This is a genomic window from Streptomyces sp. Ncost-T10-10d, from assembly GCF_900091955.1.
Taxonomy (GTDB): Bacteria; Actinomycetota; Actinomycetes; order Streptomycetales; family Streptomycetaceae; genus Streptomyces.
In genome coordinates this window covers 18,188-41,643 of sequence record NZ_FMDF01000175.1, presented here as the reverse complement: position 1 = coordinate 41,643, position 23,456 = coordinate 18,188, and the positions used below count along the sequence as shown (strand labels likewise).

The following is a 23,456-nucleotide window of genomic DNA, read 5'->3' as shown; positions in this document are numbered from 1 at the left end:
TGGGCGGATGAGGGACCGTCACCCACGGCGCGCAGCGGCGGGACGGGGGACCGTGCCTGATCGATGCGGCGGGCGCCGTGGCGTACCTTCCCCTTCCATGACCGACATCACCGCACTCACCGACCTGTTCACCGCGCTCGGTGCCGACGACGCCGAGGGCTGGGCCGACTCCGAGGCCGAGGAGAACATTCCGCAGCTCGCCCGCTACCGGTTCCTGCGCATGGTCTGGCAGGACATCGACGGGTGGAGCACGGCAGCCCCCGACTGGGTCGAGGCCTACCGGAAGGACGGACTCGCGGGCGGTGCCGTCGAGCGGGCGCTGGCTCTCGGTCTGACCCCCGGCGACCTGGGGGAGATAGCCCGCGAGGTGGCGAAGGAGACCGCGTTCGGCCTTCTTTACGGACTGGCCGACCCGGCCGACGGCGACCTTCCGCCCGAGGTCGAGCAGAAGCTCCCCGGCTGGTGCCTGGCCGAGCTGTCGCCGCAGGGCGAGCCCACGGGGCGGATTCTGGACGCGCTGTACGAGGACCTGGACGAGACAGAGCCGCAGGGGCCCGCGGGAGGCGTGCGATGACCGCGTTCGACGTGAGTGAGCGGCGTATCTGGGAAGGGCGGGCCGAGAGCTATGCCCGGACCTTCGCGCGACTCTGCGCCCATGCCGTGCCCGCGCTGCTGGATGCCGCCGGGGTCGGGCCCGGAACGCGGGTGCTCGACGTGGGGTGCGGCAGCGGCGCCGTGACGGTGGCGGCCGTCGCGCGCGGTGCGGCCGTACGGGCCGTGGACGCCGATCCCGGAATGGTGGAGCTGACCCGGCGCGCCGCCCCCGGGGCCGATGTCCGGTGCGGGACGCTTCCGCAACTGCACGAAGTCGGCGGGTTCGACGCCGTGGTGGCGAACTTCGTGCTCAATCACGTCGGCCGTCCGCTGGACGCACTGGCCGAGCTGACCCGGCTCACCCGTCCCGGCGGCCGGATCGCCGTCACCATCTGGCAGGCGCCGGGCGCCCCCGGTCAGGATTTGATCGGGCGGGCTGCCGAGGCGGCGGGGCTGACCCGGCCGAAGTGGCTGGCCACCGTCGACCCCGAGCACAACTTTCCACGCACCCGGGAAGGGCTGGGCACGCTCCTGGAGTCGGCCGGTCTCGGGGACGTACGGAGCGAGACGCTGACCTGGGACCACCGGGTCGGGGCCGAGGAGTGGTGGGCCGGGCCGGCCGCCGGGGTGGGCGCGATCGGGCAGCTGGTCAACAGCCGGGGGCCGACGGGTGTGGCCGCAGCCAGGAGGGAGTACGACGCGCTGTGCACCGAATTCGTTGCGGACGGCGGCCGGTTGGCGCTGCCGCATGTGGCTCTTCTTGCCCAGGGGCGCAGGCCGAGGGAGTGACTGAAGAAGCGTGACCTCGCCCGGGTGCGTGACCAACAGGTGACGGCGCGTCATGGATGGCCGAGGTCATGTCATGTCACGTATCCGCCGCGAAGGCCTTCTTGTCGAGAACATGGCAACAATGTTTAGTTGTCCCGGCGAATGAATCCATTCGCTGTCGACCGAGAACCAGCGCACGGGTCGACCCCAGCTCAGCTGCATGGGAGTCACACATTGCGCACTTCGAGGCATTCCAGACCGGCCGCGCGGAGGATCTCCGCGCGACTGGCCGCCTTCACCGCGGCAGCCGTCGCAGTCATGGCTGCGGGCTTACCCGTCGCCCAGGCTGCCACCGGCGCCGAGGCAGCCGCTCCGGGCACCGTCGCCACCGCGACGCATCCCGGTGGCGGTCTCGCCGCCTTCCAAGTCGGCTCGCACGGCGAGATCTCCGGCGCCGTCACCGACAGCTCCGGCAAGGCGCTTTCCGGCGCCTCCGTCGTAGCCGGTATCTACCGGTCGACCACCGACGCCCAGGGGCACTACAGCCTGACGGTGCCGCCTGGCACCTACAAAATGGCCGCGTACGCCTACGGGTACGCGCCCAAGAAGGCCTACGGCGTCGTCGTCGACGATGGAACCGTCACAACCGACTTCGCGCTGGACGCGGTGGCCCGGCAGACCGTGACCGGCAAGGTGACCGACGGCTCCGGCCACGGCTGGCCGCTCTATACGAAGATCACCATCGATGACGTGCCCGGCGCCCCGGTCTTCACCGACCCGTACACCGGCGCGTACAGCGTCGACCTGCCGCAGGGCGCCGACTACACCCTGCGCTTCACCTCCGTGTACCCCGGCTACGAGGCGGTCACCAAGCAGGTGACCGTGGATGACGCGGCGCAGACCGTGAACGTCGCGGTCCCGGTGGACGCCGAGGCGGCCACGGCGCCCGGATACCAGGTCAAGCGGTCCGGCCCGACCCAGCCCTTCGACTCCACCGCCGGCGCCCCCGAGGGCTGGAGCGTGGTCAACGCCGACGGCACCACCGGCGGCTGGTCCTTCGACGACTTCGGTAAGCGGGGTAACAAGACTGGTGGTTCCGGCGCCTTCGCCATGGTCGACAGTGACAAGATCGGCAGCGGCAAAAAGCAGGACAGCTCGCTGATCACGCCGGTCTTCGACCTGACCGGCAACGACAGCCCGCAACTGGAGTTCGACACCGACTACAAGAGCTTCAGCAACCAGACCGGCAACATCGACGTCAGCACTGACGGCGGTGCGACCTGGACCAACATCTGGAACCGCACCACCACCCTGACCGGCCCTGCCCATGTCGAGCTGCCACTGACCGACTACGCCGGGAAGCCCGGGGTGCAGCTGCGGTTCCACTTCACGGGCAGCTACGGCTACTGGTGGGAGCTCGACAACGTGTTCGTGGGCAAGCGGACCTACGAGCCTGTCACCGGTGGTCTGGTGGCCGGTACCGTGAAGGATGCCAACACCGGCGACGGCGTCGTCGGCGCCACTGTCGTCAACACCGACGCCTCGCAGGACAGGGCCATCACCGCGGCCACCCCGGACGACCCGGCGCTCGGCGGCGGCTTCTACTGGATGTTCGCCTCCAAGACCGGCAGCCACACCTACACCGCCTCCAAGTCGCACTACGCCGACCTGGCCAAGACGGTGAACGTGGCACCGGACAGCACCACCCAGGCGGGCTTCAACCTGAAGGCCGGCAAGCTGGCGTTCACCCCCGGCTCGATCGACAAGACGGTCGACTGGGGCAAGCAGGCCACCCAGGACCTGACGGTGAAGAACACCGGCGGTGCGCCTGCCAGCCTCACCCTGGGCGAGCAGCCGGGCGGCTTCACCCAGCAGGTCAAGGGCGGCGCCCCGCTCAACCTGGTCAAGGGCAACTACTCCCCGCTGGCCCTGAGCAAGGGCAAGACCTCGAATGCGGCTCCGGCGGCCAACGCGGCCGGTGACGCCTGGCAGCCGGTGGCCAACCTGCCGACCGCTGTGCAGGACAACGCGGTCGCCGTCTACGACGGCAAGGTCTACTCCGCCTTCGGCTACACGGGCAGCGCGGACACCAACGCGCTGTACGCCTACGACCCCGACAGTGGCTCCTGGACCAAGCTGGCCTCCGCGGCCGACCCGCGCGAGGGCATCCCGGCCCACGGCTTCATCGGCGGCAAGCTGTACGTGGTCGGCGGCTGGGGTGCCGACGGCGACCCCGACGCCAAGCTGGAGGTCTACGACCCGGCGTCGAACAGCTGGTCCACCAAGGCGTCCTCGCCCAAGCCGTACGCCGGTTCCGGCAGCGCGGTGCTCGGCGGCAAGCTGTACGTCGTCGGCGGCTGCACCGACAGCTGTGGCACCACGGACGCCACGGTCTACGACCCGTCGTCGGACAGCTGGTCCCAGATCGCCTCCTACCCGGAGCCGATCTCCTGGCAGTCCTGCGGCGGCATCGACGGCAAGCTCTACTGCGCCGGTGGCAACAGCGGCACCAGTTCGACCAAGCACGCCTACGTCTACGACCCGGGCGCCGACAGCTGGTCGTCCGTCGCCGACATGCCCGCCGACCTGTGGGGTTCGGCGTACAGCGTGGGCAACGGCAAGCTGCTGGTCTCCAGCGGTGTCACCAACAACAGCGCCGAAATCACCAACCAGGGCTACGCCTTCGACCCGGGCACCGGCAGCTGGACCGCCCTGCCCAACGCCAACACCAGCGTCTACCGTGTGGGTGCTTCCTCCGGCTTCTACAAGGTCGGCGGCAACCCCGGCGGCAGCTCGACGCCGCCGGTGTCCACCGTCGAGGTACTGCCCGGCTACGACCAGGGCGGCGAGTCCTCGGACGTCAGCTGGCTGTCCACGAGCAAGGACAAGGTGACACTCCAGCCCGGGGAGAGCACCACGATCACCGTCACCCTGGACGCCACGGTCCCCGAGGTCACCCAGCCCGGCGACTACACCGCGGCGCTGACCGCCCAGACCGACACCCCGTACTCGGTCGCCGACGTCGGCGTGAAGATGCACGTCAGCCCGCCGAAGAACTGGGGCAAGTACGCCGGCACCGTGCTGGGCGCCGACGGCAAGGGCGGCACCGCGCCACTGGCCGGGGCGACCGTCCAGATCGACAGCTGGGCGAACAGCTACACGCTGCGGACCGCCAAGGACGGCACCTTCGCCCTGTGGTTCGACACCCGCAACAACCCCGTCACCGTGATTGTGGCCAAGGACGGCTACCAGCCGGTGGTCACCACGGTGAAGCTCAAGAAGGGGGAGACGACGACCGGCAACTTCACGCTGAAGAAGGCCTCGTGACCCTGTTCCCGTGAAGTGGGACAGCGCGGGCCGGCCCCTCGGCGCCGGCCCGCGCGCCGCGCTCAGCCCCGGCCGACGGACAGGCTTCCGGGCGCGTCGTCCTCACGTCAGCCGCAATGATCGGTTTCCCGTATTCACCCCACCTCCCGCCAGCCGCATCGGCACACTGGGTGCGTGGTTGATCACCATCAGAAACCCGCATCATCGGCCGTGCATGACGTGGGGCCCGGACGGCGAACCATCCGGGCCCCACGTGAGCCTGCCGTCAGTTACCGGAGACGGTGACCTTCTCGTCGTTGTTGAGCTGCTGCACCAGCTGCTTGACCTTGGCCTTGTCCCAGACCAGATTGCCGCCGGTGGAGCCCGAGATCGGCATGTTCATCGACGTGCCGTCGCCGCCCGTGACGCCCTTCATCGCGAAGAACATGTTGCCCAGGTTCCAGAGCGACATGTCCTTGTCCACGATCAGGGTGTCCAGGCCGGCGCCCATCGTCGGGTACAACTTGAACGGGTTGAGGATCGTGGACGGCGTCGCGGTCTGGCTCGCCAGCGCCGCGAGGAACTTCTGCTGGTTCTTCGTACGGTCCAGGTCGCTGCCCGCGAACGCGTACCGGGTCCGCACGAAGGCGAGTGACTGCTCGCCGTTCAGCGTCTGCTTGCCGGCCTGGAAGTCGGCGCCGGAGTTCTTGTCCTTGAACGCCTTGGGGATGTCCAGCTCCACCCCGCCGATCGCGTCCACGATCTTGGCGAAGCCGCCGAAGCCGATCTCGACGTAGTGGTCGATGTGCAGACCGGTGTTGAACTCGACGGTACGGACGAGGAGTTCGGGCCCGTCCTCGGCGTACGCGGCGTTCAGCTTGGTGAAGCGGCCGCGGGCCGGGTAGAGCTTGCCGGAATCGGAGCCCTTGTACGAGGGGATCTCGACGTTCGAGTCACGCGGCAGGGAGACCAGCGTCGGCCCGTTCGATCCGTCGTGCAGGATCATCATCGAGTCGGTCCGCTTGCCCTCGGCGGAGCCCGTGTGGAGCTTCTTCTTGTCCTCGGCGGTCATGCCTTCGCGGCTGTCGGAACCGACGATCAGGTAGTTGGTGCCGTCGCCGCCCTTCGGCCGCTCGATGACCTTGGAGAGGTCCACCTCGCGCTTGAGCTTGGAGTCGGCCCAGAAGTAGGTGCCGATGGAGACCGCGAGCACCACGACGACCAGGGACAGTGAGCCTATCTTTATTCGGCGGCGCCAGTCGGGCGCCGGACGCCCCTGGACGTAACCGCCGTCACCCCGGCCGCCGTCACCGTAGCCGTCACCCCGGCCGCCGCCGTTGCCACCGTCTCCGTAGACCTGGCCCGTGTTGTAACCGCTGTCGTACCCTGCGTTGTTGTCGTAGCCGCCGGCGTACTGCGGCGGCTCCGGCTGCCGCTGCCGGGGCGGCGCGGGTCGCTGCTGCGGCGGTGCGGGACGCCGCTGGACATGCGGCATCACGCGGGCGCCCTCGGGCCGGTCACTGTTGCTTCCCTGCCCGTAGCGGTTGCCGCTGCGGTTGTCGTCGGTCCAGCCCTCGGGCCAATCGTTCATGCGGTCCAGTGTGCAGGCCGGGCGCCCTGCTATTACAGGGGGTGCGGGAAATCGCATCAGGGCTGTTGCGAAGCTGATGCATTGCTGCCGGGCGGAAGCCCCCGCATAAGGTGGACGGTATGACAGATCAGGCCCCGCGCCCGGAGGGCGATATTCCGGGCAAGCCGACCGCCGCTTCCCGGACCACCCTCAGCCACATCATGACCGGCAACGACACCAATCTGCTGGGCACGGTGCACGGTGGCGTGATCATGAAACTGGTCGACGACGCGGCGGGCGCCGTGGCCGGCCGGCACTCCGGCGGACCTGCGGTGACGGCCTCGATGGACGAGATGGTCTTCCTGGAGCCGGTCCGCGTGGGAGACCTTGTTCACGTCCGCGCCCAGGTGAACTGGACGGGCCGCTCCTCGATGGAGGTCGGCGTCCGGGTCATGGCCGAGCGGTGGAACGAATCCACCCCGCCCAGCAGGTCGGCAGCGCGTATCTGGTGTTCGCCGCGGTCGACGCGGACGGCAAGCCGCGCCCCGTACCGCCGGTGATACCGGAGACGGAGCGCGACAAGCGGCGCCACCAGGAGGCGCAGATCCGGCGCACCCACCGCCTCGCCAGGCGCCGCGCGATCAAGGAACTGCGCGAGAAGCGCGTGGCGGACGGCATCGAGGACTGAGCCCCGGCGTACCCGCGGTCACGAGCAGACCTCCTGGTCGCCCGTGACCGTGCCGAACTCGCCCCGGCTCGTCTCCTCGGCCCGCACCCGCTGCACCTTCTCGAAGTCCGGGCCCGCCGTCACCTTCATCGTGGGGCCCTGCCCCCGCACCGCGCGCAGCTCGGCCCCGGGCAACGCCACGGCCAGGGACTTCGCGGACAGGTCCCAGCGCGGGTCGTAGGTGATCAGGGTGCGCTTGAAATCCTGCGGCTTCCCGTTCAGCGGGGCCCGCGTGGTGTTGAAACCGGTGGCGTGCAGTGCGTCGTCGACCGTCTTGCCGAGCCCGTCCTTCGAGGTCCCGTTGTAGACCTGGACCCGGACCTGCCGCGGGTCGACACCGACCTTCGTCACGTCCTTCGGCTGCTCGGTCCGCACCGGGGCGAGCGGCCGGTCGTCGCGCAGCGCCTGGAAGAGCTTCTTCGACTTCCGCTCGTCCCACTTGACCGTGATGCCGACGCCCTTGACCGGGTGGGCGACGTTCCCCAGCGGTACGGAGGCGAACTCGGACGAGGCGGGTGAGAAGCCGCGCATCGCCTGACCGAGCTCCAGCATCTGCTCCGTATCGAACCCCTTGTCGGCCCGGACCGACCTCAGCATCGTCGAGGCGACGTCCTGGAACTTCACCGGATTGAGCAGCACACCGCTACGGGTCGCCTGCTTGATCAGCGAGGCGAGGAACTTCTGCTGGCGCTGCATCCGGCCCAGGTCGGCGGCCCCGTCGATATGCCGGGAGCGCACGTACTGGAGCGCCTGCCCGCCGTCCAGATGATGGGTGCCCGCGGGGAGAACGAGTCCGGTGTACGAGTCCTTCAGCGGCCGGGCCGTGCAGATCTCCACCCCGCCCAGGGTGTCCACCGTCTTCATGAAGCTGGTGAAGTCGACCTCCAGGTAATGGTCGATCTTGATGCCGGTCATGTGCTCGACGGTCCGCACGGTCAGACCGGGGCCGCCCTCGGCGTAGGCGGCGTTCAGCTTCACCGGGTGGGCGGTGCGGATCCGGCCGGTGCTCCGGTCCTTGTGCTCGGGGATCTCGGCATAGCTGTCCCGCGGCAGCGAGACGATGCTCGCGCGCTCCTTGTCCGCCGACAGATGCACCAGCATGACCGTGTCGGTGCAGTTGCAGGGCACACCGCCCAGCCGGTACTTCTTCTTCTCCTCCGGGGTGATCTTGTCGCGGCCGTCGGTGCCCACGAGCAGCAGATTCGTGCCATAGCCGGCCCGGGGCCGGTTCTTCATGTCCTTGAACGGGTCGATCCGGTCGATCCCGGTCTCCAGGCTGGTCACCACCGCATGGCCGATGCCGCCGGCCCCGAGCACCAGCACGGAGATGCCGGTCACCACCCGCATGCCCCAGCGCGGCCGTCCGTTCCGCTTTCTGGACCTGCGCTGCGGCGGAACCGGGCGGGAGCGCGGCGAACGGGGGGAGGGGTGCGGCGTGGGCACGGGGGGAACCTCCGCGGTGCAGGGGGGATCGTTCGCACAGTAGGCCCATATGATCTGCGGTCCGCGAAGCGACCCGGTGGCGCGCGCCGGTGTCCCCCATTCGCGGTAACGTGGCGGCCGAATAACGCCGCCTGGTGGGGTGTGAACCCCCGGCGCCCCCGAGGACCACCCGAGGACCACCATGTCTGCCGCGCAGCACCCCGCCGTCTCCGTGATCATGCCGGTGCTCAATGAGGAACGCCATCTCAGGAACTCCGTCCGGCACATCCTGGAGCAGGAGTACGCAGGTGAGATGGAGGTGGTGATCGCGCTGGGGCCCTCCGCGGACCGTACGGACGAGATCGCCGCGGAGCTGGTACGCGAGGACCCCCGGGTCCACACCGTCCCGAACCCGACCGGTCGCACCCCCGCCGCACTCAACGCCGCGATCAAGGCCTCCCGCCACCCCGTAGTCGTGCGGGTCGACGGTCACGGCATGCTCTCGCCGAACTACATCGCGACCGCCGTCCGCCTCCTGGAGGAGACCGGCGCGCAGAACGTCGGCGGCATCATGCACGCCGAGGGCGAGAACGCCTGGGAGGACGCCGTGGCCGCGGCCATGACGTCGAAGATCGGCGTCGGCAACGCGGCCTTCCACACCGGCGGCCAGGCAGGCCCCGCGGAGACCGTATATCTCGGTGTGTTCCGCCGTGAGGCCCTGGAGAAGGCGGACGGCTACAACGTGGAGTTCATCCGCGCCCAGGACTGGGAGCTGAACTTCCGCATCCGCGAGGCGGGCGGTCTGATCTGGTTCTCGCCCGAGCTGAAGGTGCAGTACCGGCCGCGGCCCTCCATCAAGGCGCTGGCCAAGCAGTACAAGGACTACGGCCGCTGGCGGCACGTAGTCGCCCGCTACCACTCCGGCTCGATCAATCTGCGCTACCTGGCGCCGCCCACCGCCGTCTGCGCGATCGCGGCGGGCATCGTGGTCGGTGCGGCGCTCACCCCGTGGGCGTTCGTCGTCCCCGCCGGGTACGCCGCGGCGATCGTCGCCGGGTCCGTCCCGGCAGGCAAGGGCCTGTCGCTGAAGGCGCGGGCGCAGATCCCGGTGGCCCTCGCGACCATGCACATGTCGTGGGGGTACGGCTTCCTGACCAGCCCGCGCTCGCTGGCGAAGAAGGTCATCGCCAGCCGCCGCCCGGCCGTCACGGTGTAGGGACAGCCGCCGACGCGCTGTGGGGGTCTTCCGATGTGCCGGAAGGCCCCCACAGTGCGTTGTGCCCGGTCCGGAGCTAGAAGCCGAAGCCCGGCTGGATGTCCATGCAGGCCGTTTCGTCGTCGCCGTTGAGCGCCCGTGCGCTCTCCGGGGTCTTCTCCTCGGCCGAGGGCGCGTGATAGTCACCGTCCTCGCGCCAGTCGGCGCCCACGGCCAGCGTGATGCCCGAGACGTCGGGCGACTTCTTCACCGCCGACAGCGGGATGCCGAGCGCCTTGGCGACCGCCTGGGCGTTGCCCTCCATGTCCACGGTGGGGAAGAGGATCCCGGTCCGCTTCGCCGCCTCGGTGTTCTGCGTGTCGATCGCGGCCTGGGTGAAACCCTTCCCGGCCAGCAGCTCCTTGACCGCCGAGGCGCGGCCCTTGACCGGGTAGTCGGTGTCGGTGCGCGTTCCGTTGCGGACGGTCACCGGGATCTCGGCGGGGGACGCCGTGGGCTTCTTGGCGGCCGGGGCCTTGCGCTTGGACGCCTTGCCGTCGAGCGGGATGTCGTCGCGGACCATCTGGAACAGCTGATCGGCTTCGCCGGGCTTGGGGAGCACCCGCTCCTTGAGCGTGCCCGTCCCGTAGACGTTCGGCATCGTCGTCATGGTGATGCGCTTGGTGGGGACCCTCTTGAGGTCCTCCGCGAGGTCGTAGAGATCCTTGACCGTGTCGATGCCCTTGTCGACCGTCAGCGCGTCCGTCGCCGCCTCGGCGAGACCCATCAGCTTGCCCGGGTCGGTGAGCTTGGTGCCCTTGCGCAGCTCACGGACCATCGAGTTCATGTACATGTGCTGGGCGTGGGTACGGCCGAGGTCGGTGCCGTCCTCGAAGCCGTAGCGGGTGCGCAGCCACTGGAGAGCCTGCTTGCCCTTGATCTTCGTGGTGCCCTTCTCCAGCCTCAGTCCGGAGCCGTGGCCCTCGCTGTTGTGGGAGTAGACATTGCCCTTGACACAGACCGGGACGCCGCCGATCGCGTCCGCCATCGAGACCACACCGGAGAAGTCGATCATCATGAAGTGGTCGATGGTGATGCCGGTGAGTTCGTACCAGGTGGCCACGGAACATCCGGGACCGCCCCGGCCGAGCGTCTCGTTGGTCATCGTCAGACCGGTGCTCGCGGGGTAGACGTGCTTCGTCTTCGGGTCGGTGCACTTCGGGATCTTCAGCATGGTGTCGCGCGGCATGCTGATCACCGACATGTTGCTGCGGTCGGCGGAGACGTGGAGCAGCATCTGCACGTCGGCCAGGGGCGGCGCCCCGAAGGTGTCCTTGGCCCCGCCGAGCTTCTGGTTCTCCGGGTTGTCCCGTGCGTCCGAACCGAGGAGCAGGATGTTCAACGGCGTCTGACCGGCGGCGTTGGCCTTGTGGTCGGCCATCTTCTTGTCGCCGAGGGTCAGATCGGCCTTCTTGATATTGCTGTTGAGGTGCTCGTAGTAGAGGTATCCGGCGCCGGCGCCGCCGACTATGAGCAGCGCGGTCACCGACGCGACCCAGCGCAGCACCCGGCGTTTGCCCTTCTTGCCGTGCCGCTTGCCGCCACCGCGCCGGTGACCGCTCTCCCCGGAAGCGGCCTGCCGCTCCCCGGAGCCGGAGTCCTCGCTCTTCTCCGGCTCCTCCTCGTAGAGCCCGTCGTCCCAGCCGAGTTGGCCGGCGTGCCGGACGCGTGGTCGCGTCCCCTCTCCGGGCGTACTGCTCCGTGCCACCAGGTCCCCCCTGCTGCTCAGACTCGTTGTTCCGCGCAGTGACCCGGTGTCACTTGGCGCACTCTGCCTTGTCGGCGTTTGCTTGCTGAATGTCGGCCGGCACCTTTGCCGGCCCGGTGATGGGAGTGCCCGCGCCCTTGAAGTCGTCCCCCAGGGTCAGGACCATCGCCTGGAGCCCTTCGGCGTCCGTGGCGCCCTGCTTCATGGCCGAGCCGGGCAGGCCCATCATGGCGGCCAGCGCGCGGGCCTGGTCCGCCTGGTTCGGCGCGTACTCCAGCGTGGTCTTCTCGGCCTTCGCCGGGGCGTTGGCCTTGTTGGTGGACTTGAGCACACCCTGCTCGTTCTGGAGCCAGGTGACGGTCGCCTGTGCGGCGCCGGGCACCTTGCCGCCGTTGTACACATCGACGCGTACGTCGCCCGCGGCCGCCTTGGAGCCCTTGAGGAGCGCGTCCTGCTTGCTCTTCGCGGCCTTCTTCTGCGACTTCACCTCGGTCAGCGAGGTGTCCTCGCGCATCATGGCGAACAGCGGGTCGGCCTTGGCCGGGTTCAGCACGACCGTGGCCTTCACCTTCTCGGCCGGGTTGTCCAGCACCGGCACAGTGACGAAGGTGATGTTCCTCGTGTTGACCTTGCTGAGCTCCTGGGCCAGCGATGCCAGCTTCTTCCCCGTGCCGATGCCGGTGTCGACGGTGAGTGCCCTGGTCGCCGAGTCCGCCAGCTTGTACAGCTTGGTCGGGCTGGTCAGGGTGTCGCTCGACTGCATCTGCCGGATCATCGAGGCGATGAACTGCTGCTGGACCCTGATCCGGTCCAGGTCGCCATGGTTGCCGAAGCTGTGCCGGGTCCGTACGAACGCCAGGGCGTCCTCGCCCTGGATGCGGTGCTTGCCCTCCGGCAGGTCCAGGTGCGAGTCCGGGTCCTTGACCGGCTTGGCCAGGCAGATCTCGACCCCGCCGACCGCCGTGGACAGCTCCTTCACCGCGTTGAAGTCGACCATCATGAAGTGGTCGACCTTCAGACCGGTGATCTGCTTGACCGTCTCCATGGTGCAGCCGGGGTTACGGCCCTCCTGGCCGAGGCTCTGGTTGAAGCGGACGTTCGGCGTACCCGGGACGACCTTCTCTGAGCCGTCCGGCTGCTTGACCTTGCAGTCCGGGATGTCGGTGATCAGGTCGCGGGGGATGCTCAGCGCCGTCGCGTTGGTGCGGTCCTTGGAGACGTGGAAGAGGATGTTGGTGTCGGCGTGGCCGACGCTCCCCTTGTCGCCGTATCCCTCGTTGCCCTTACCTGTGCGCTTGTCGGTCCCGATGATCAATATGTTGACCGGGGCGTCGTTGTCGAAGACGTTCTTGTTGCCGGCGCCGCCCACGTCGACCGTGTTCAGGTTGCCGTTGAAGTGCTGGTACAGCGCGTAGCCGCCCACCGAGAGGCCGACCAGGACGAAGGCCGTCACACCGCCCGTCCACATCAGCGCCTTCTTGCGGCGGGCCTTGGGGGCCTTGCGGCTGCGGCGGCCCGTGCTCTCGTCGGGGCCCGAATCCTCCTGGCCGCGCGGGCCATTGGCCGAACGGCGGCTTCGCTGCCCCGGTACCTCGCGCCGCGGGGCGGACCCGTGCCCGTCACGGGCCGTGCCTCTGCGCTCGCCGCCACCGTCGCGGACCGGCCTTCTGCGATGAGGGATACGCGGACCGGATGACTGGGAAGTGCCGGCCGAATCCGCTCCGGAATGATTCAGTCGCAGTTCGTAATCGCCGGTGTGCGGGTTGAGAACCCACTGGTCTGCGGGGTCGATTTCATCCGCCCGCCCACGGCTTTGCGCATCCACGGTTTCTTGAGTCCTCCGTCGGTGCCACGCGAGGCGCCTCCCCCGATCAGGCGCTCGATCTTTCGCTCCAGAAGTGCGCGGCCTGGCGGCCGGAAGCACCGGATCGCGTCACACTATCGGCCCAGTTCGGCGTCGAGCGACGAGCGTGACAAATTCCACGGTCCTTACAACTGGTCATTCTGCTCAATACACGCCGATCACCGGCTTCTGCTTGGGAATTGCTTTACTGCTTGCACAGGTCGGCCGCCGCGTTGTTGCCCGAATAGGTCGGTGTGGGAGTCGGGCCCGTAGCGTCCGGCGTATCGATCGCGGCATTGTTTTTCCCGTTGTTCTTCCCGTCGTCATCCTTGAGCCGGTCCGCCGGGACCACGGCGACCGGAGTGTCCTCGCGCAGCCGCTTGAAAAGGCGTTTCGCGTCGGGCTGGACGAGTTCGTCCCGGTTCGGGTCGGCGATGTACGGCTGCCGGGGCACGGTCAGGAACTGCACCCTGTCGGTCGGTACCTCGCGCAGGCCGCGCACCAGCTCGTACAGGTCCTTGAGGCTGTCCAGGCCGGGGTCCGTGGTCAGCGCCTTGGTGGCCGCGTCCAGCACCGGGTAGAGACGGGTCGGATTGAGCAGGACACCGTTGCTCTGCACCTTGTTCACCAGCGCGCCCAGGAACTGCTGCTGGCGGTCCATCCGTTCGGTGTCGCTGCCGTTGCCGATGGACTTGCGGGCCCGTACGTACCCCAGCGCCTGCTCGCCGTTGAGCTTCTGGCGCCCGGCGGGGAGCTTCAGATGGGCGTCGGCGTCATCGACCGGCTTCTTGAGGCAGACCTCGACACCGTGCACGGCGTCGACCATGTCCTTGAAGCCGTTGAAGTCGACGACCATCTGGTGGTCGATCCGGACACCGGTCAGCTTCTCGACCGTACGGGTCGTGCAGGCGGTGCCGCCGAACTCGAAGGCCCAGTTGAATTGGGCGAATTGTTTCTTCGTGGCCGTGCCGTCCGCTTTGTGGCAGACCGGGATCTCCACCATCAGGTCGCGTGGCAGGGACATCGCTGTGACGCTCTTCCGGTCCGCGGCGAGGTGCAGCAGGATCGTGGTGTCCGAGCGCTGGCTGCCGCCGTCGTCACGACCGTACTTGCGGTTGTCGCCGGCCCGGCTGTCGGAGCCGATGAGCAGAATGTTCTCCGCGTCGTGCACCACGGAGGCGGGTCGCTCCCGCTCGTACACCTTCAGTTCGGCGGCCGCCGAGGTGTCGGTCCTGATGTTTCCGTCGAGCTTCCTGTACAGCCACCAGCCGACGCCCGCGGAGGCCAGGACCACGAACGAGACGCCGAGCGCGGTCCAGCGCAGCCAGCGGCGCCTGTGCCCGGCGAGGGGCTCCGGGGCGGCGCCGGAGCCGTCCCCGGCCTGCGACTTGCCCTCGCCCGCAGCCGAGTCGTCGGAGTCGTCCGGCGGGCCGGCGCTTTCGCTCACGTTTGCGTCCATCCTTCACGTTCGGCGGCGCGCTGGGCCGCCGGTCGCAGGAGTAGACGGCTGAACCTCACGCTTGGTTGTGTCCCGAGTGGTCTGTACCGCCGATCATGTACCGGAGTTGAAGCGCAGCCCTGGGGACTCGACCGGTAGGGGCCGGACGAGTGGTCCTCAGGGCGCTTGTCATACCGCGGTGTTGGTGACCCGTTCACTCTGGACGCGCTTCGTCAGTCCGTCCTCGCCCAGCTGCCCCAGATGCCGGCACAGGACCACGGACCCCCCGGCTGCCAGCGGCGCGAACAGCCCCGCGCTCAGGCCTTCCCAGGTGCCGTACGTACGTCCCGTCAGCAGCCGCGACCCGGCGGTCAGGCCGAGACCGGCCGCATCCTCGCGGGCCCGCGCCAGCAGTTGCGCCGCCGTCAGCTCGACACCGCCCACCGCCAGCGCGGGGGCGTCCGGGTCCACGGGTGCGAACGGGGTGAACCGGTCGCCCTGGCTCGGCACCTCGACCGCGTAGTCCGCGAAACCCTCGGGTGCCTGCGGGAACCTGCCGCCCAGCGGGCGCAGTGCCAGGGCGACCCGCTCGCCGCGGCAGGCGCGCGCGGCCTCCAATGTGTCCGGGCCGCTGACGACGAGGTCGGCGCCGGCCGGGTCGCCCTGCACATCGGCGACCACGCCGACCGAGGAACAGGCGAGCAGCCAGACCGCGGACTGCCAGTGCGCGGGCAGCAGAAGGGCGAGCCGGTCGCCGGGTTCCGCGGCGAGGTCGCCCTGCAGAAGGTTGGCGGTCTTGGCCACCCAATTGGCGAAGGTGGCCACCGACAGTTCGACGCGTTCTCCGGTGGCGTCGTCGTAGAAAGTGACCAAGGGGCGGGCCGGGTCCGTGGCAAGCGCGGAACGCAGCAGGTCGGCGGGGGTGCGGTCGGTGGCGTTCATCCGCGCAAGAGTACGCGGCGGTGCCGGGCCGGGGCGGGCCGACGGACGCCGGGTACACCGGTTCGGCAGTCAGACCGTCAATTGTGCGGAGATACCCCGGTAGCCGGAGTTGTTGGAGTGTGCCCAGGATCGTTCGTATGCGTGCCTTCCTTGCATCCTCGATCGGTGTCACCTGTGCGGCCGTTCTCGTACTGCCGCTGGCCGTGCCCGCGGGCGCCGTCTCCGACACCCACACCGCCCCCGCCGAGTCCGTCGAGCCCCCCGATGTGCCGGGATCGACGCAGTCCCTGCCGCTGTCGCCGCTGCCGGCACCGTCCGGCCGGGCCACCGGCGAACCCACCCGGACCGCCGAGGCCGCCGAACAGGGGCTGTCCGAGCACGAGGTCCGCCCCTTCTCCATGGTCGGCGTCGTCTGGGACGACGTGGACACCGAGCTCCGCGGCACCGTCCAGGTCCGCACCCGAGCCATCGGCACCACCCGCTGGTCGGGCTGGCAGGACCTGGAGACGCACAACGCCGAGCATGCCGCGGACCCCGGGAGCGCCGAGCGTGAGTCCGGGACCGTCCGGGGCTCCACCGCCCCGCTCTGGGTGGGCGAATCGGACGGCGTCGCGGTCCGCGTACACCCGGAATCCACCGACCCGCAGGACCGGAACGCCCCCGCCGTACCGCTGCCCACCGGTCTGCGCCTCGAACTCGTCGACCCCGGCAAGGACCCGAAGCCGCTCCCCGCGGCGGGCGCCGAGGCCGGGGATACCGGCGACGGCCGAACCACACCGCTCGACGGGAGCGTGCTCCCCGCCCTGAGCAGGGCGGAGACCGAGGCACGCAGCGAGGCGGAGGCCGGACTCGCGCCCGGCTCCCAGCCGTACATCGGACCCCGGCCGCGCATCATCACCCGCAAGGGCTGGGGAGCCGACGAGAAGCTCAGGGAGCCCGCCTTCGTGTACACCAAGAGCGTCAAGGCCGCGTTCATCCACCACAGCGCCACGGGCAACAACTACAAGTGCACCCAGGCGCCCTCCGTCCTGCGAGGCATCTACCGCTTCCACGTCAAGAGCGGCGGCTGGCGCGACATCGGCTACAACTTCGCCGTCGACACGTGCGGAAACATCTACGAAGGACGTGCCGGAGGCGTGACGAAGGCCGTCCTGGGCGCGCACACACGCGGCTTCAACAGCAACACCACGGGCATCGCGGTGCTCGGAACCTTCACCGGCTCGAACCCGCCCGCCGCCGCGGTGAACGCCATCGCGAAGCTCACCGCATGGAAGCTCGGCCTGTCCGGAGCCGACCCACGGGGCAGGACCACACTCGTCTCGGGCGGCGGGAACAAGTTCAAGAAGGGCAAGAAGGTCAAACTCAACGTCATCTCCGGCCATCGGGACGGCTTCGCAACCGAATGCCCCGGAGCGCGTCTCTACAAGCAGCTCGGCTCGGTCCGGACCAGCTCAGCCCGTCTGCAGGGCCGCTGAACGGAACACCGCGGAAGGCTGCTGCGGACCGCTGCGAGCTGCTGACCGGGGACGACCGGACCGGTCTGCATACACTGGCCAGCCGAAACCAGGCCAGGCCCCACCAGGAAGCAGAGTCAGTGCTGTGACAGAGGCAAGAGAAGCGATCCTCCTGGTCGGCGGCAAGGGAACCAGGCTGCGCCCGCTCACGGTGCACACTCCCAAGCCCATGGTTCCGGCGGCGGGCGTCCCGTTCCTCACGCACCAGCTGGCGCGCGCCCGGGCCGCCGGGGTCGAGCACATCGTGCTCGCGACGTCCTATCTGGCGGAGGTCTTCGAACCGTACTTCGGGGACGGTTCGTCGCTCGGTCTCCACATCGAGTACGTCACCGAACGCGAACCGCTCGGCACCGGCGGAGCGATCCGCAACGTCGCGTCCCGGCTCACCGCAGGCCCCGACGAACCGGTGCTCATCTTCAACGGCGACATCCTCACCGGCCTCGACATCCGGACGCTGGTCGCCTCGCACACCGCATCCGGAGCGGATGTCTCCCTCCACCTCACCCGGGTCGAGGACCCGCGCGCGTTCGGTCTCGTACCGACGGACGGCAGCGGCAGGGTCACCGCGTTCCTGGAGAAGCCCGAGACGCCCGAGGAGATAGTCACCGACCAGGTCAACGCGGGGGCGTACATCTTCCGCCGGTCGGTCATCGACACCATCCCGGCCGGCCGGCCGGTCTCCGTCGAGCGCGAGACCTTCCCCGGCCTGCTCGCCTCCGGCGCACACCTTCAAGGAATGGTCGACTCCACGTACTGGCTGGACCTCGGCACCCCGCAGGCCTTCGTACGCGGCTCCGCCGACCTGGTCCTGGGCCGCGCACCCTCACCGGCCGTCCCCGGCCGGTGCGGCGACCAGCTCGTCCTGCCGACGGCCTCCGTCGCCGCCGATGCGAAACTCAGCGGCGGTACGGTCATCGCAGAGGGCGCCCTGATCGGCGAAGGAGCCCGGATCGACGGCTCCGCGGTCCTGGCCGGCGCGGTCGTCGAACCGGGAGCCGTGATCACGGACTCGCTGGTCGGAGCCGGTGCCAGGATCGGCAGCCGTACGGTGCTGACCGGCGCGGTCATCGGGGACGGGGCCCGGGTCGGCGCCGACAACGAACTGCGCGACGGCATCCGCATCTGGTGCGGGGCGGTCCTGCCGGACGCCGCGGTGCGTTTCTCGTCCGACGAATAACCGCGCACCCGCCACTGCGCTTACGACCTCACCCACGATTGGCAGCGGCGTCGCAGCGCCTGGGACCTCCGCCTCCCGCGTTGTCGTCAGTCGCGAGGGCTCCGCCATCACTCCCTCCTCCGCCTCCCGCGTTGTCGTCAGTCGCGAGGGCTCCGCCATCACTCCCTCCTCCGCCTTGGATTCGAAGGCCCCAGGCACCGCTCCTTCTCCCACTGCCAATCGCGGGTGAGGTCGTTACCCTCGACAGGCACCCCCGACGACCGAGGACCTCATCGTGGCAGGACGATTCGCACCCCGCAGTGCCCCCCGCGCGGCCGTCCCCCACCAGGCGGCGGCTCCGGCGACGGACGCGCTGACCCGCGACTGGACCCCGCCCGGCCCGCTCGACCTGCACCTGATCCTCGGCCCGCTGCGCCGCGGCCCCGCCGACCCCACCTTCCGGATGACCCGGGACGGCGCCGTCTGGCGGGCCGGCCGCACACCTGCGGGCCCCGGAACCCTCCGCGTCACGGCCCGGGCCGGCCGGATCGAGGCGGCGGCCTGGGGACCGGGCGCACCCTGGCTGCTGGACCGGCTCCCGACGCTGCTCGGCGCGACGGACGACCCGGACGCCTTCCGCCCGCGCCACCGGCTGCTCGCCCTGACCCGGCACCGCCGCCCCGGCCTGCGCCTGCTGCGCACCGGCCTGGTCATGGAGTCCCTGATCCCGTCGATCCTCGAACAGAAGGTCACCACGGACGAGGCCTACCGCGCCTGGCGCCACCTGGTCCGCAAGCACGGCACCCCGGCGCCCGGCCCCACGGACCACGCCGCGTTCGCCGCCCTCGGCCTGCACGTCATGCCGGACGCCCGCGCCTGGTCCCTGATCCCGTCCTGGGAATGGCACCGTGCGGGCGTCGACGCCAAACGCTCGGCCACGATCCTGCGCGCGGTACGCGTGGCCCGCCGGCTGGAGGAGGCGGCCGCCATGGAGCTCCCGGAGGCCACGGCCCGCCTGGAACTGATCCCCGGCATCGGCCCCTGGACCTCGGCCGAGACCCTCCAACGGTCAAACGGCGCGGCGGACGCGGTCACGGTCGGCGACCTCCACCTCCCCGGCATCGTCGGCCACGCCCTGGCAGGCAACAGAAACGCCGACGACGAAGAGATGCTGGCCCTCCTCACCCCCTACGAGGGCCAACGCCACCGAGCCACCCGCCTCATCCTCCTGTCAGGCCACACCCCACCCCGCCGGGCCCCTCGAATGACCCGGGGCGACATCGCGCGCCTGTAACGGCAGAGGCCCCAGCGGTCCGTCCGGCGTCTTCATCCGACCCGGCGTTTCCATCGAGTCACCTCACCGCACCGCGACGAACCGCTCCGCATCCCGCCCCACCCGAGCCACGGGCCGGACCGCCGCCCGCCCCACCGCGACGGCCCCCAACGGATCCCACGAATCCGGCAGGTCCAGCACCTCACGCACCACATCGCGGCAGAACATCGTCGACGACACCCACGCCGAGCCGAGCCGCTCGCCCGCCAGCGCCACCAGGAAGTTCTGGATACCCGCACCCGCGGCGACCACGAACATCTCGCGCTCCGCGGTGTCCCGCCGCTCGTCCCCGTACGTGTGGGAGCCGTCCATCACCAGACACGGCACCACCAGATACGGCGCCCGGCGCAGCACATCGCCCCGCCGCACCCGCTTCGCGATCGATTCCTCGTTCCGGCCGTCCCGGCGAAGGTCCGCGATCCAGGCGTCCCGCATCGCGTCGAGAAGCCGGGTCCGCGACTCCTCGGACTCCAGCAGGACGAACCGCCACGGCGTCGTGTGGTGCGGTGCCGGCGCCGTCACCGCCGCGGCCACGGCCCGCCGCACCGCCCCGGGATCCACCGGATCGTCGGTGAACTCGCGCACCGTACGCCGCAGGGTCACCGCTTCCCGTACCGCTTCCGACGTACCGAGCCGGAACATGTCGTCGGCCGCGACCCGCACCATCGCCCGGGCGCCGCCCGCTGAATCCGTCGGGTCCACGACATGACCGAGCCCCCGCACCACGGCGACCGGCAGCCCCGAAGCCTTGCCCTTGACCAGATCGCCTGCCGAGGCCAGCTCATCAGCGGTGGCGACCACGGTCGCGCTCAGCGGATTGCCGTACGCATCCGTACCGCCGCGCAGATCGTCCAGCACCAGGACCCCGGCCGCCCCGATGGCGACATCGGTCAGCCCGTTGCGCCACGGGCGCCCGAAGGTGTCCGTGACGACGACTCCGACCTCGACGCCGAGGGTGTCCCGCAGCCCGTCCCGGATGGCGCGCGCCGAAGCGTCCGGGTCCTCGGGCAGCAACAGCACCGTTCCGGCGGGGGTGTTCGAGGCATCGACCCCGGCCGCGGCCATGACGAGACCCTGCCGGTTCTCGACGATCCGCAGCGTGCCGCGCCGCGCCACCACCCGTACCGTCTCGGCGTCGATCGCCGCCTCCCGGTCGGTGGCCTCGACGATCCGGCCCTCCGCCTTGGAGACGATCTTCGAGGTGACCAGCAGGACGTCGCCGTCGGCCAGCCCCGGCTCGCTGGCGGCGATCAGCTTCGCCAGATCGTCCCCGGCCCGCACCTCGGGCATCCCGGGCAGAGCCCAGACCCGGTAGGACGGCGCCGGGGAAGAACCGGAGGACTCGGCGCTCACGCCCGTACCTCCTCGGCCAGCACCAACGCCTGCCGGGCCATCTCCGCCGTCGCGTCGACATCGGTCATCATCAGCGGCACGGAACGGCAGCGGATGCCTGCGGCCTCCACCACGTCGACCGCCCCGGCGTCCACCGTGTCGACGAGCCACCCGTCGAGCAGCCCGGAACCGTAGTGCGTGGCCACGGCCGAAGCCGTCGACTCGACGCCCACCGCGGCGAGCACCTTGTCCGCCATGCCGCGCACGGGCGCGTCCCCGACGATGGGGGAGAGGCCGACGACCGGTACCCCGGCCTCGGCGATCGCCTCCCGGATGCCGGGCACGGCAAGAATCGTCCCCACCGACACGACGGGGTTGGACGGCGGAAAGAGGATGACATCGGCCTCGGCGATGGCCTCCAGCACGCCCGGCGCCGGCTTGGCCTGCTCGGCGCCGACCGGCACGATCGCCTGCGCCTCGACCGAGGCGCGCAGCTTCACCCAGTACTCCTGGAAGTGGATCGCCCTGCGCTCGCCGTCCATGTCGACCGCTACATGTGTCTCGACCCGGTCGTCGGACATCGGCAGCAGCCGGACCCCTGGCTTCCAGCGCGCACAGAGCGCCTCGGTGACGGCGCTCAGCGGATAGCCCGCGCCCAGCATCTGGGTGCGGACGATATGCGTCGCGAAGTCGCGGTCGCCGAGCCCGAACCATTCGGGCCCCACGCCGTAGGCCGCGAGCTCCTCCTTGACCTGGAAGCTCTCGTCCGTACGCCCCCAGCCCTGCTCCTCGTTGATGCCACCGCCGAGGGTGTACATCACGGTGTCGAGGTCGGGGCAGACCTTCAGCCCGAACAGATGGATGTCGTCACCGGTGTTGCCGATCACCGTGATGTCCGCGTCGGGCGCGGCCTGCTTGAGGCCACGCAGAAAACGAGCACCACCGATACCGCCGGCCAGAACCACAATGCGCATGCACAGCAGTTTGTCAGGCAGGTACGACATCCATGGCCGCCGGGGCGCACTGCGCGGTGTGCATCGGCATCTCGGTCAGACCCGGGTAGTAGATGTGCAGACTGACGGCCGGTTCGAGAGAGTCGTTGACCACTTCGTGCACATAGCCGGGTGCGAAGACGCGCTGCGCGCCCGAGTCCAGCGCCCGAGTCCCGCGCTCGGTCCGCTCGGTCAACTGACCTTCCAGGACGGTCAGTACGCCGGAGGACGGCCCGTGGTCGTGGCGCCCGCTGCCCTGGCCGGGCACCCAGCTCAGCAGCCAGACCTCGTAACCAAGTGGGGTCCGGCCTGCTCGAGGGGAGCCGGGAGTCCGGGGAACGGTGCGCAGCCGGTGGTACCAGCGGGTGGTGGTGTCGTACCGGACGAGCGGTGCCCACTGCGCGCGGTCGGCGGCGATGCTGCGGGCGAGTCCGGCGAACTCGGCCACGGTGGAGGGGTGCTCGCGGGCCGGCTGGAGGAGGTGTTGGACCTCAAGGATGTCGCCGGCGATCTGAAGGTCGCTGTCGCTGTTCATGGAAGCGGTGATTCCTCGGCCTGGGGGTGCATGTGCGGGGTGTCTCGAAGACCGGAGAGCCGTGGAGGTGCAGAGAGGAAGCTCTACCGAGACGCTCTGCGAGAAGCTCTGCAAAGGAGGAGCTGGATCAGAGCTGGTGCCCTATGGCATCAACAGCTGTGACAGCTGGAACAGCAACAGCGCGCCTGGACAGCGGTGCGGAACCCACGGACGTGGGTGGCGTACATCGCTGCGGTCGCTGGCATGCAGTCAAGGAGACCGGCTCAATCCCCCGCTGTCAACTCAATGCCCGATTTGGGGGTAATGTTTCACCTCATCCGGTTACTGCGGACAGGGAAAGGTTTGTGCGGCCGTCGTGGCGGAGATGTGGCGCATCAACCGCGCCCCCAAACGTCATTGGGGCCTCGTGACCCGACTGTGATCTTGATCGCTTCGGTGATCGAATCGAAACATGAGGGCGGCCCCGGTCGTCTCTCTTGGCGAGAGAAGGGGCGCGGTGAGTCCCGTGGCATATGTCAGGTTTTTGGTGATTTGCACACTTTCCGCATACCCTTGGTTCCGCAGAGTGAATACCGGGGCCAATAGCAGATCTTCGCTTGACTGGCCTGGAGCTACACACTTGTAATTTCACTCGTGTCGTTCGGCCGCAATCAGTAACGGCTGCATCACGGGGACGCGAGAGACAGACGAGGGGCGCACATGACCGAGCTGTTCCAGCAACTGCTGGTCGAGGACGCGGACGAGGAACTCGGCTGGCAGGAGCGCGCACTGTGCGCCCAGACCGATCCCGAGTCCTTCTTCCCCGAGAAGGGCGGATCCACCCGCGAGGCCAAGAAGGTCTGTCTCGCCTGTGAAGTCCGGTCCGAATGCCTTGAGTACGCGCTTTCCAATGATGAACGGTTCGGAATCTGGGGCGGCCTTTCGGAACGTGAACGGCGCCGCCTGAAGAAGGCCGCCGTCTGACCGCGGACCACCGGAACAACAGAACACCGCGTACGACGCGCGCGCCGGCCCCGCCCAC

16 protein-coding genes and 2 pseudogenes are annotated in these 23,456 nt (G+C 69.5%); 9 read left to right on the top strand and 9 right to left on the bottom strand.

Annotated elements, in window-relative coordinates:
* Positions 1-97: 97 nt before the first annotated feature.
* From GA0115254_RS31725 to GA0115254_RS31715, 3 genes are all read left to right on the top strand, one after another.
* Entirely contained in the window at positions 98-574 is a 477-nt protein-coding gene (locus tag GA0115254_RS31725) for a hypothetical protein (RefSeq protein WP_093898718.1), read from the top strand.
* A complete protein-coding gene (locus GA0115254_RS31720; RefSeq protein ID WP_093898717.1) occupies positions 571-1,383 on the top strand; it encodes a class I SAM-dependent methyltransferase in 813 nt (270 codons plus the stop codon). Before GA0115254_RS31725 ends, GA0115254_RS31720 begins: the two co-directional genes overlap by 4 nt.
* A gap of 297 nt (positions 1,384-1,680) precedes the next feature.
* Entirely contained in the window at positions 1,681-4,689 is a 3,009-nt protein-coding gene (locus GA0115254_RS31715) for a carboxypeptidase regulatory-like domain-containing protein (RefSeq protein ID WP_256102876.1), read from the top strand.
* A 265-nt stretch (positions 4,690-4,954) separates the two neighbouring features.
* On the opposite strand, the gene GA0115254_RS31710 is transcribed toward GA0115254_RS31715, so the two are convergent.
* Positions 4,955-6,259 carry an LCP family protein gene (locus GA0115254_RS31710; protein ID WP_093898715.1) on the bottom strand — a complete coding sequence of 435 codons (1,305 nt, stop codon included), beginning with the start codon at positions 6,257-6,259 and terminating at the stop codon, positions 4,955-4,957.
* A gap of 119 nt (positions 6,260-6,378) precedes the next feature.
* Between GA0115254_RS31710 and GA0115254_RS31705 the strand changes: the two are divergent.
* Positions 6,379-6,926, top strand: a pseudogene (locus tag GA0115254_RS31705) (acyl-CoA thioesterase).
* 18 nt (positions 6,927-6,944) lie between these two features.
* Here the strand turns inward: GA0115254_RS31705 and GA0115254_RS31700 are convergent.
* Positions 6,945-8,312 (bottom strand): LCP family protein, encoded by a 1,368-nt coding sequence (locus GA0115254_RS31700; RefSeq protein WP_093898714.1) that lies wholly within the window; start codon positions 8,310-8,312, stop codon positions 6,945-6,947.
* Positions 8,313-8,589: 277 nt separating this feature from the next.
* Between GA0115254_RS31700 and GA0115254_RS31695 the strand changes: the two genes are divergently transcribed.
* Positions 8,590-9,603, top strand: a complete 1,014-nt coding sequence (locus GA0115254_RS31695) for a glycosyltransferase family 2 protein (protein ID WP_093898713.1) — start codon at positions 8,590-8,592, stop codon at positions 9,601-9,603.
* A 76-nt stretch (positions 9,604-9,679) separates the two neighbouring features.
* Here GA0115254_RS31695 and GA0115254_RS31690 read toward each other — a convergent pair whose 3' ends face one another.
* The 4 genes and pseudogenes from GA0115254_RS31690 to GA0115254_RS31675 form a co-directional block, all read right to left on the bottom strand.
* Positions 9,680-11,350, bottom strand: coding sequence for an LCP family protein (locus tag GA0115254_RS31690; protein WP_093898712.1), 1,671 nt, complete (start codon positions 11,348-11,350; stop codon positions 9,680-9,682).
* Between the two features lie 49 nt (positions 11,351-11,399).
* Complete coding sequence (locus GA0115254_RS31685) at positions 11,400-13,175, bottom strand: LCP family protein (RefSeq protein ID WP_093898711.1); 1,776 nt, start codon at positions 13,173-13,175, stop codon at positions 11,400-11,402.
* Between the two features lie 223 nt (positions 13,176-13,398).
* Positions 13,399-14,649 (bottom strand): annotated as a pseudogene (locus GA0115254_RS31680) (LCP family protein); the annotation flags it as partial.
* Between the two features lie 171 nt (positions 14,650-14,820).
* Positions 14,821-15,573: a TIGR03089 family protein gene (locus GA0115254_RS31675; protein ID WP_093898709.1), complete on the bottom strand. Its 753-nt coding sequence runs from the start codon at positions 15,571-15,573 to the stop codon at positions 14,821-14,823.
* A gap of 137 nt (positions 15,574-15,710) precedes the next feature.
* Here GA0115254_RS31675 and GA0115254_RS31670 point away from each other — a divergent pair, with 137 nt between their 5' ends.
* From GA0115254_RS31670 to GA0115254_RS31660, 3 genes are all read left to right on the top strand, one after another.
* Positions 15,711-17,048 carry a peptidoglycan recognition protein family protein gene (locus tag GA0115254_RS31670; protein ID WP_093898708.1) on the top strand — a complete coding sequence of 446 codons (1,338 nt, stop codon included), beginning with the start codon at positions 15,711-15,713 and terminating at the stop codon, positions 17,046-17,048.
* A gap of 124 nt (positions 17,049-17,172) precedes the next feature.
* Positions 17,173-18,264, top strand: a complete 1,092-nt coding sequence (locus tag GA0115254_RS31665; protein WP_093898707.1) for a mannose-1-phosphate guanylyltransferase — start codon at positions 17,173-17,175, stop codon at positions 18,262-18,264.
* Between the two features lie 274 nt (positions 18,265-18,538).
* Positions 18,539-19,537: a DNA-3-methyladenine glycosylase family protein gene (locus GA0115254_RS31660; protein ID WP_093898706.1), complete on the top strand. Its 999-nt coding sequence runs from the start codon at positions 18,539-18,541 to the stop codon at positions 19,535-19,537.
* A gap of 63 nt (positions 19,538-19,600) precedes the next feature.
* Here the strand turns inward: GA0115254_RS31660 and GA0115254_RS31655 are convergent, their stop codons facing one another.
* From GA0115254_RS31655 to GA0115254_RS31645, 3 genes are read right to left on the bottom strand one after another with little or no spacing between them, the layout of a single operon-like run.
* Positions 19,601-20,929, bottom strand: coding sequence for a coenzyme F420-0:L-glutamate ligase (locus GA0115254_RS31655; RefSeq protein WP_093898705.1), 1,329 nt, complete (start codon positions 20,927-20,929; stop codon positions 19,601-19,603).
* Positions 20,926-21,882 (bottom strand): 2-phospho-L-lactate transferase, encoded by a 957-nt coding sequence (cofD, locus tag GA0115254_RS31650; protein ID WP_093898756.1) that lies wholly within the window; start codon positions 21,880-21,882, stop codon positions 20,926-20,928. Before cofD ends, GA0115254_RS31655 begins: the two co-directional genes overlap by 4 nt.
* A 13-nt stretch (positions 21,883-21,895) precedes the next feature.
* Positions 21,896-22,435 (bottom strand): cysteine dioxygenase, encoded by a 540-nt coding sequence (locus GA0115254_RS31645; protein ID WP_093898704.1) that lies wholly within the window; start codon positions 22,433-22,435, stop codon positions 21,896-21,898.
* A 699-nt stretch (positions 22,436-23,134) separates the two neighbouring features.
* On the opposite strand from GA0115254_RS31645, the gene GA0115254_RS31635 reads away from it, so the two are divergent.
* Positions 23,135-23,398 (top strand): WhiB family transcriptional regulator, encoded by a 264-nt coding sequence (locus GA0115254_RS31635; RefSeq protein WP_030927001.1) that lies wholly within the window; start codon positions 23,135-23,137, stop codon positions 23,396-23,398.
* The last annotated feature ends 58 nt before the right edge of the window (positions 23,399-23,456 follow it).

Excerpts from the sequence above, each read along its gene's own strand:
- GA0115254_RS31720 (WP_093898717.1), top strand. The coding sequence starts at position 571 with ATGACCGCGTTCGACGTGAGTGAGCGGCGTATCTGGGAAGGGCGGGCC.
- GA0115254_RS31635 (WP_030927001.1), top strand. The coding sequence starts at position 23,135 with ATGACCGAGCTGTTCCAGCAACTGCTGGTCGAGGACGCGGACGAGGAA.
- GA0115254_RS31695 (WP_093898713.1), top strand. The coding sequence starts at position 8,590 with ATGTCTGCCGCGCAGCACCCCGCCGTCTCCGTGATCATGCCGGTGCTC.
- GA0115254_RS31700 (WP_093898714.1), bottom strand. The coding sequence starts at position 8,312 with ATGCGGGTGGTGACCGGCATCTCCGTGCTGGTGCTCGGGGCCGGCGGC.
- GA0115254_RS31645 (WP_093898704.1), bottom strand. The coding sequence starts at position 22,435 with ATGAACAGCGACAGCGACCTTCAGATCGCCGGCGACATCCTTGAGGTC.
- GA0115254_RS31710 (WP_093898715.1), bottom strand. The coding sequence starts at position 6,259 with ATGAACGATTGGCCCGAGGGCTGGACCGACGACAACCGCAGCGGCAAC.
- GA0115254_RS31715 (WP_256102876.1), top strand. The coding sequence starts at position 1,681 with ATGGCTGCGGGCTTACCCGTCGCCCAGGCTGCCACCGGCGCCGAGGCA.
- GA0115254_RS31670 (WP_093898708.1), top strand. The coding sequence starts at position 15,711 with ATGCGTGCCTTCCTTGCATCCTCGATCGGTGTCACCTGTGCGGCCGTT.
- GA0115254_RS31675 (WP_093898709.1), bottom strand. The coding sequence starts at position 15,573 with ATGAACGCCACCGACCGCACCCCCGCCGACCTGCTGCGTTCCGCGCTT.
- GA0115254_RS31725 (WP_093898718.1), top strand. The coding sequence starts at position 98 with ATGACCGACATCACCGCACTCACCGACCTGTTCACCGCGCTCGGTGCC.
- cofD (WP_093898756.1), bottom strand. The coding sequence starts at position 21,882 with ATGCGCATTGTGGTTCTGGCCGGCGGTATCGGTGGTGCTCGTTTTCTG.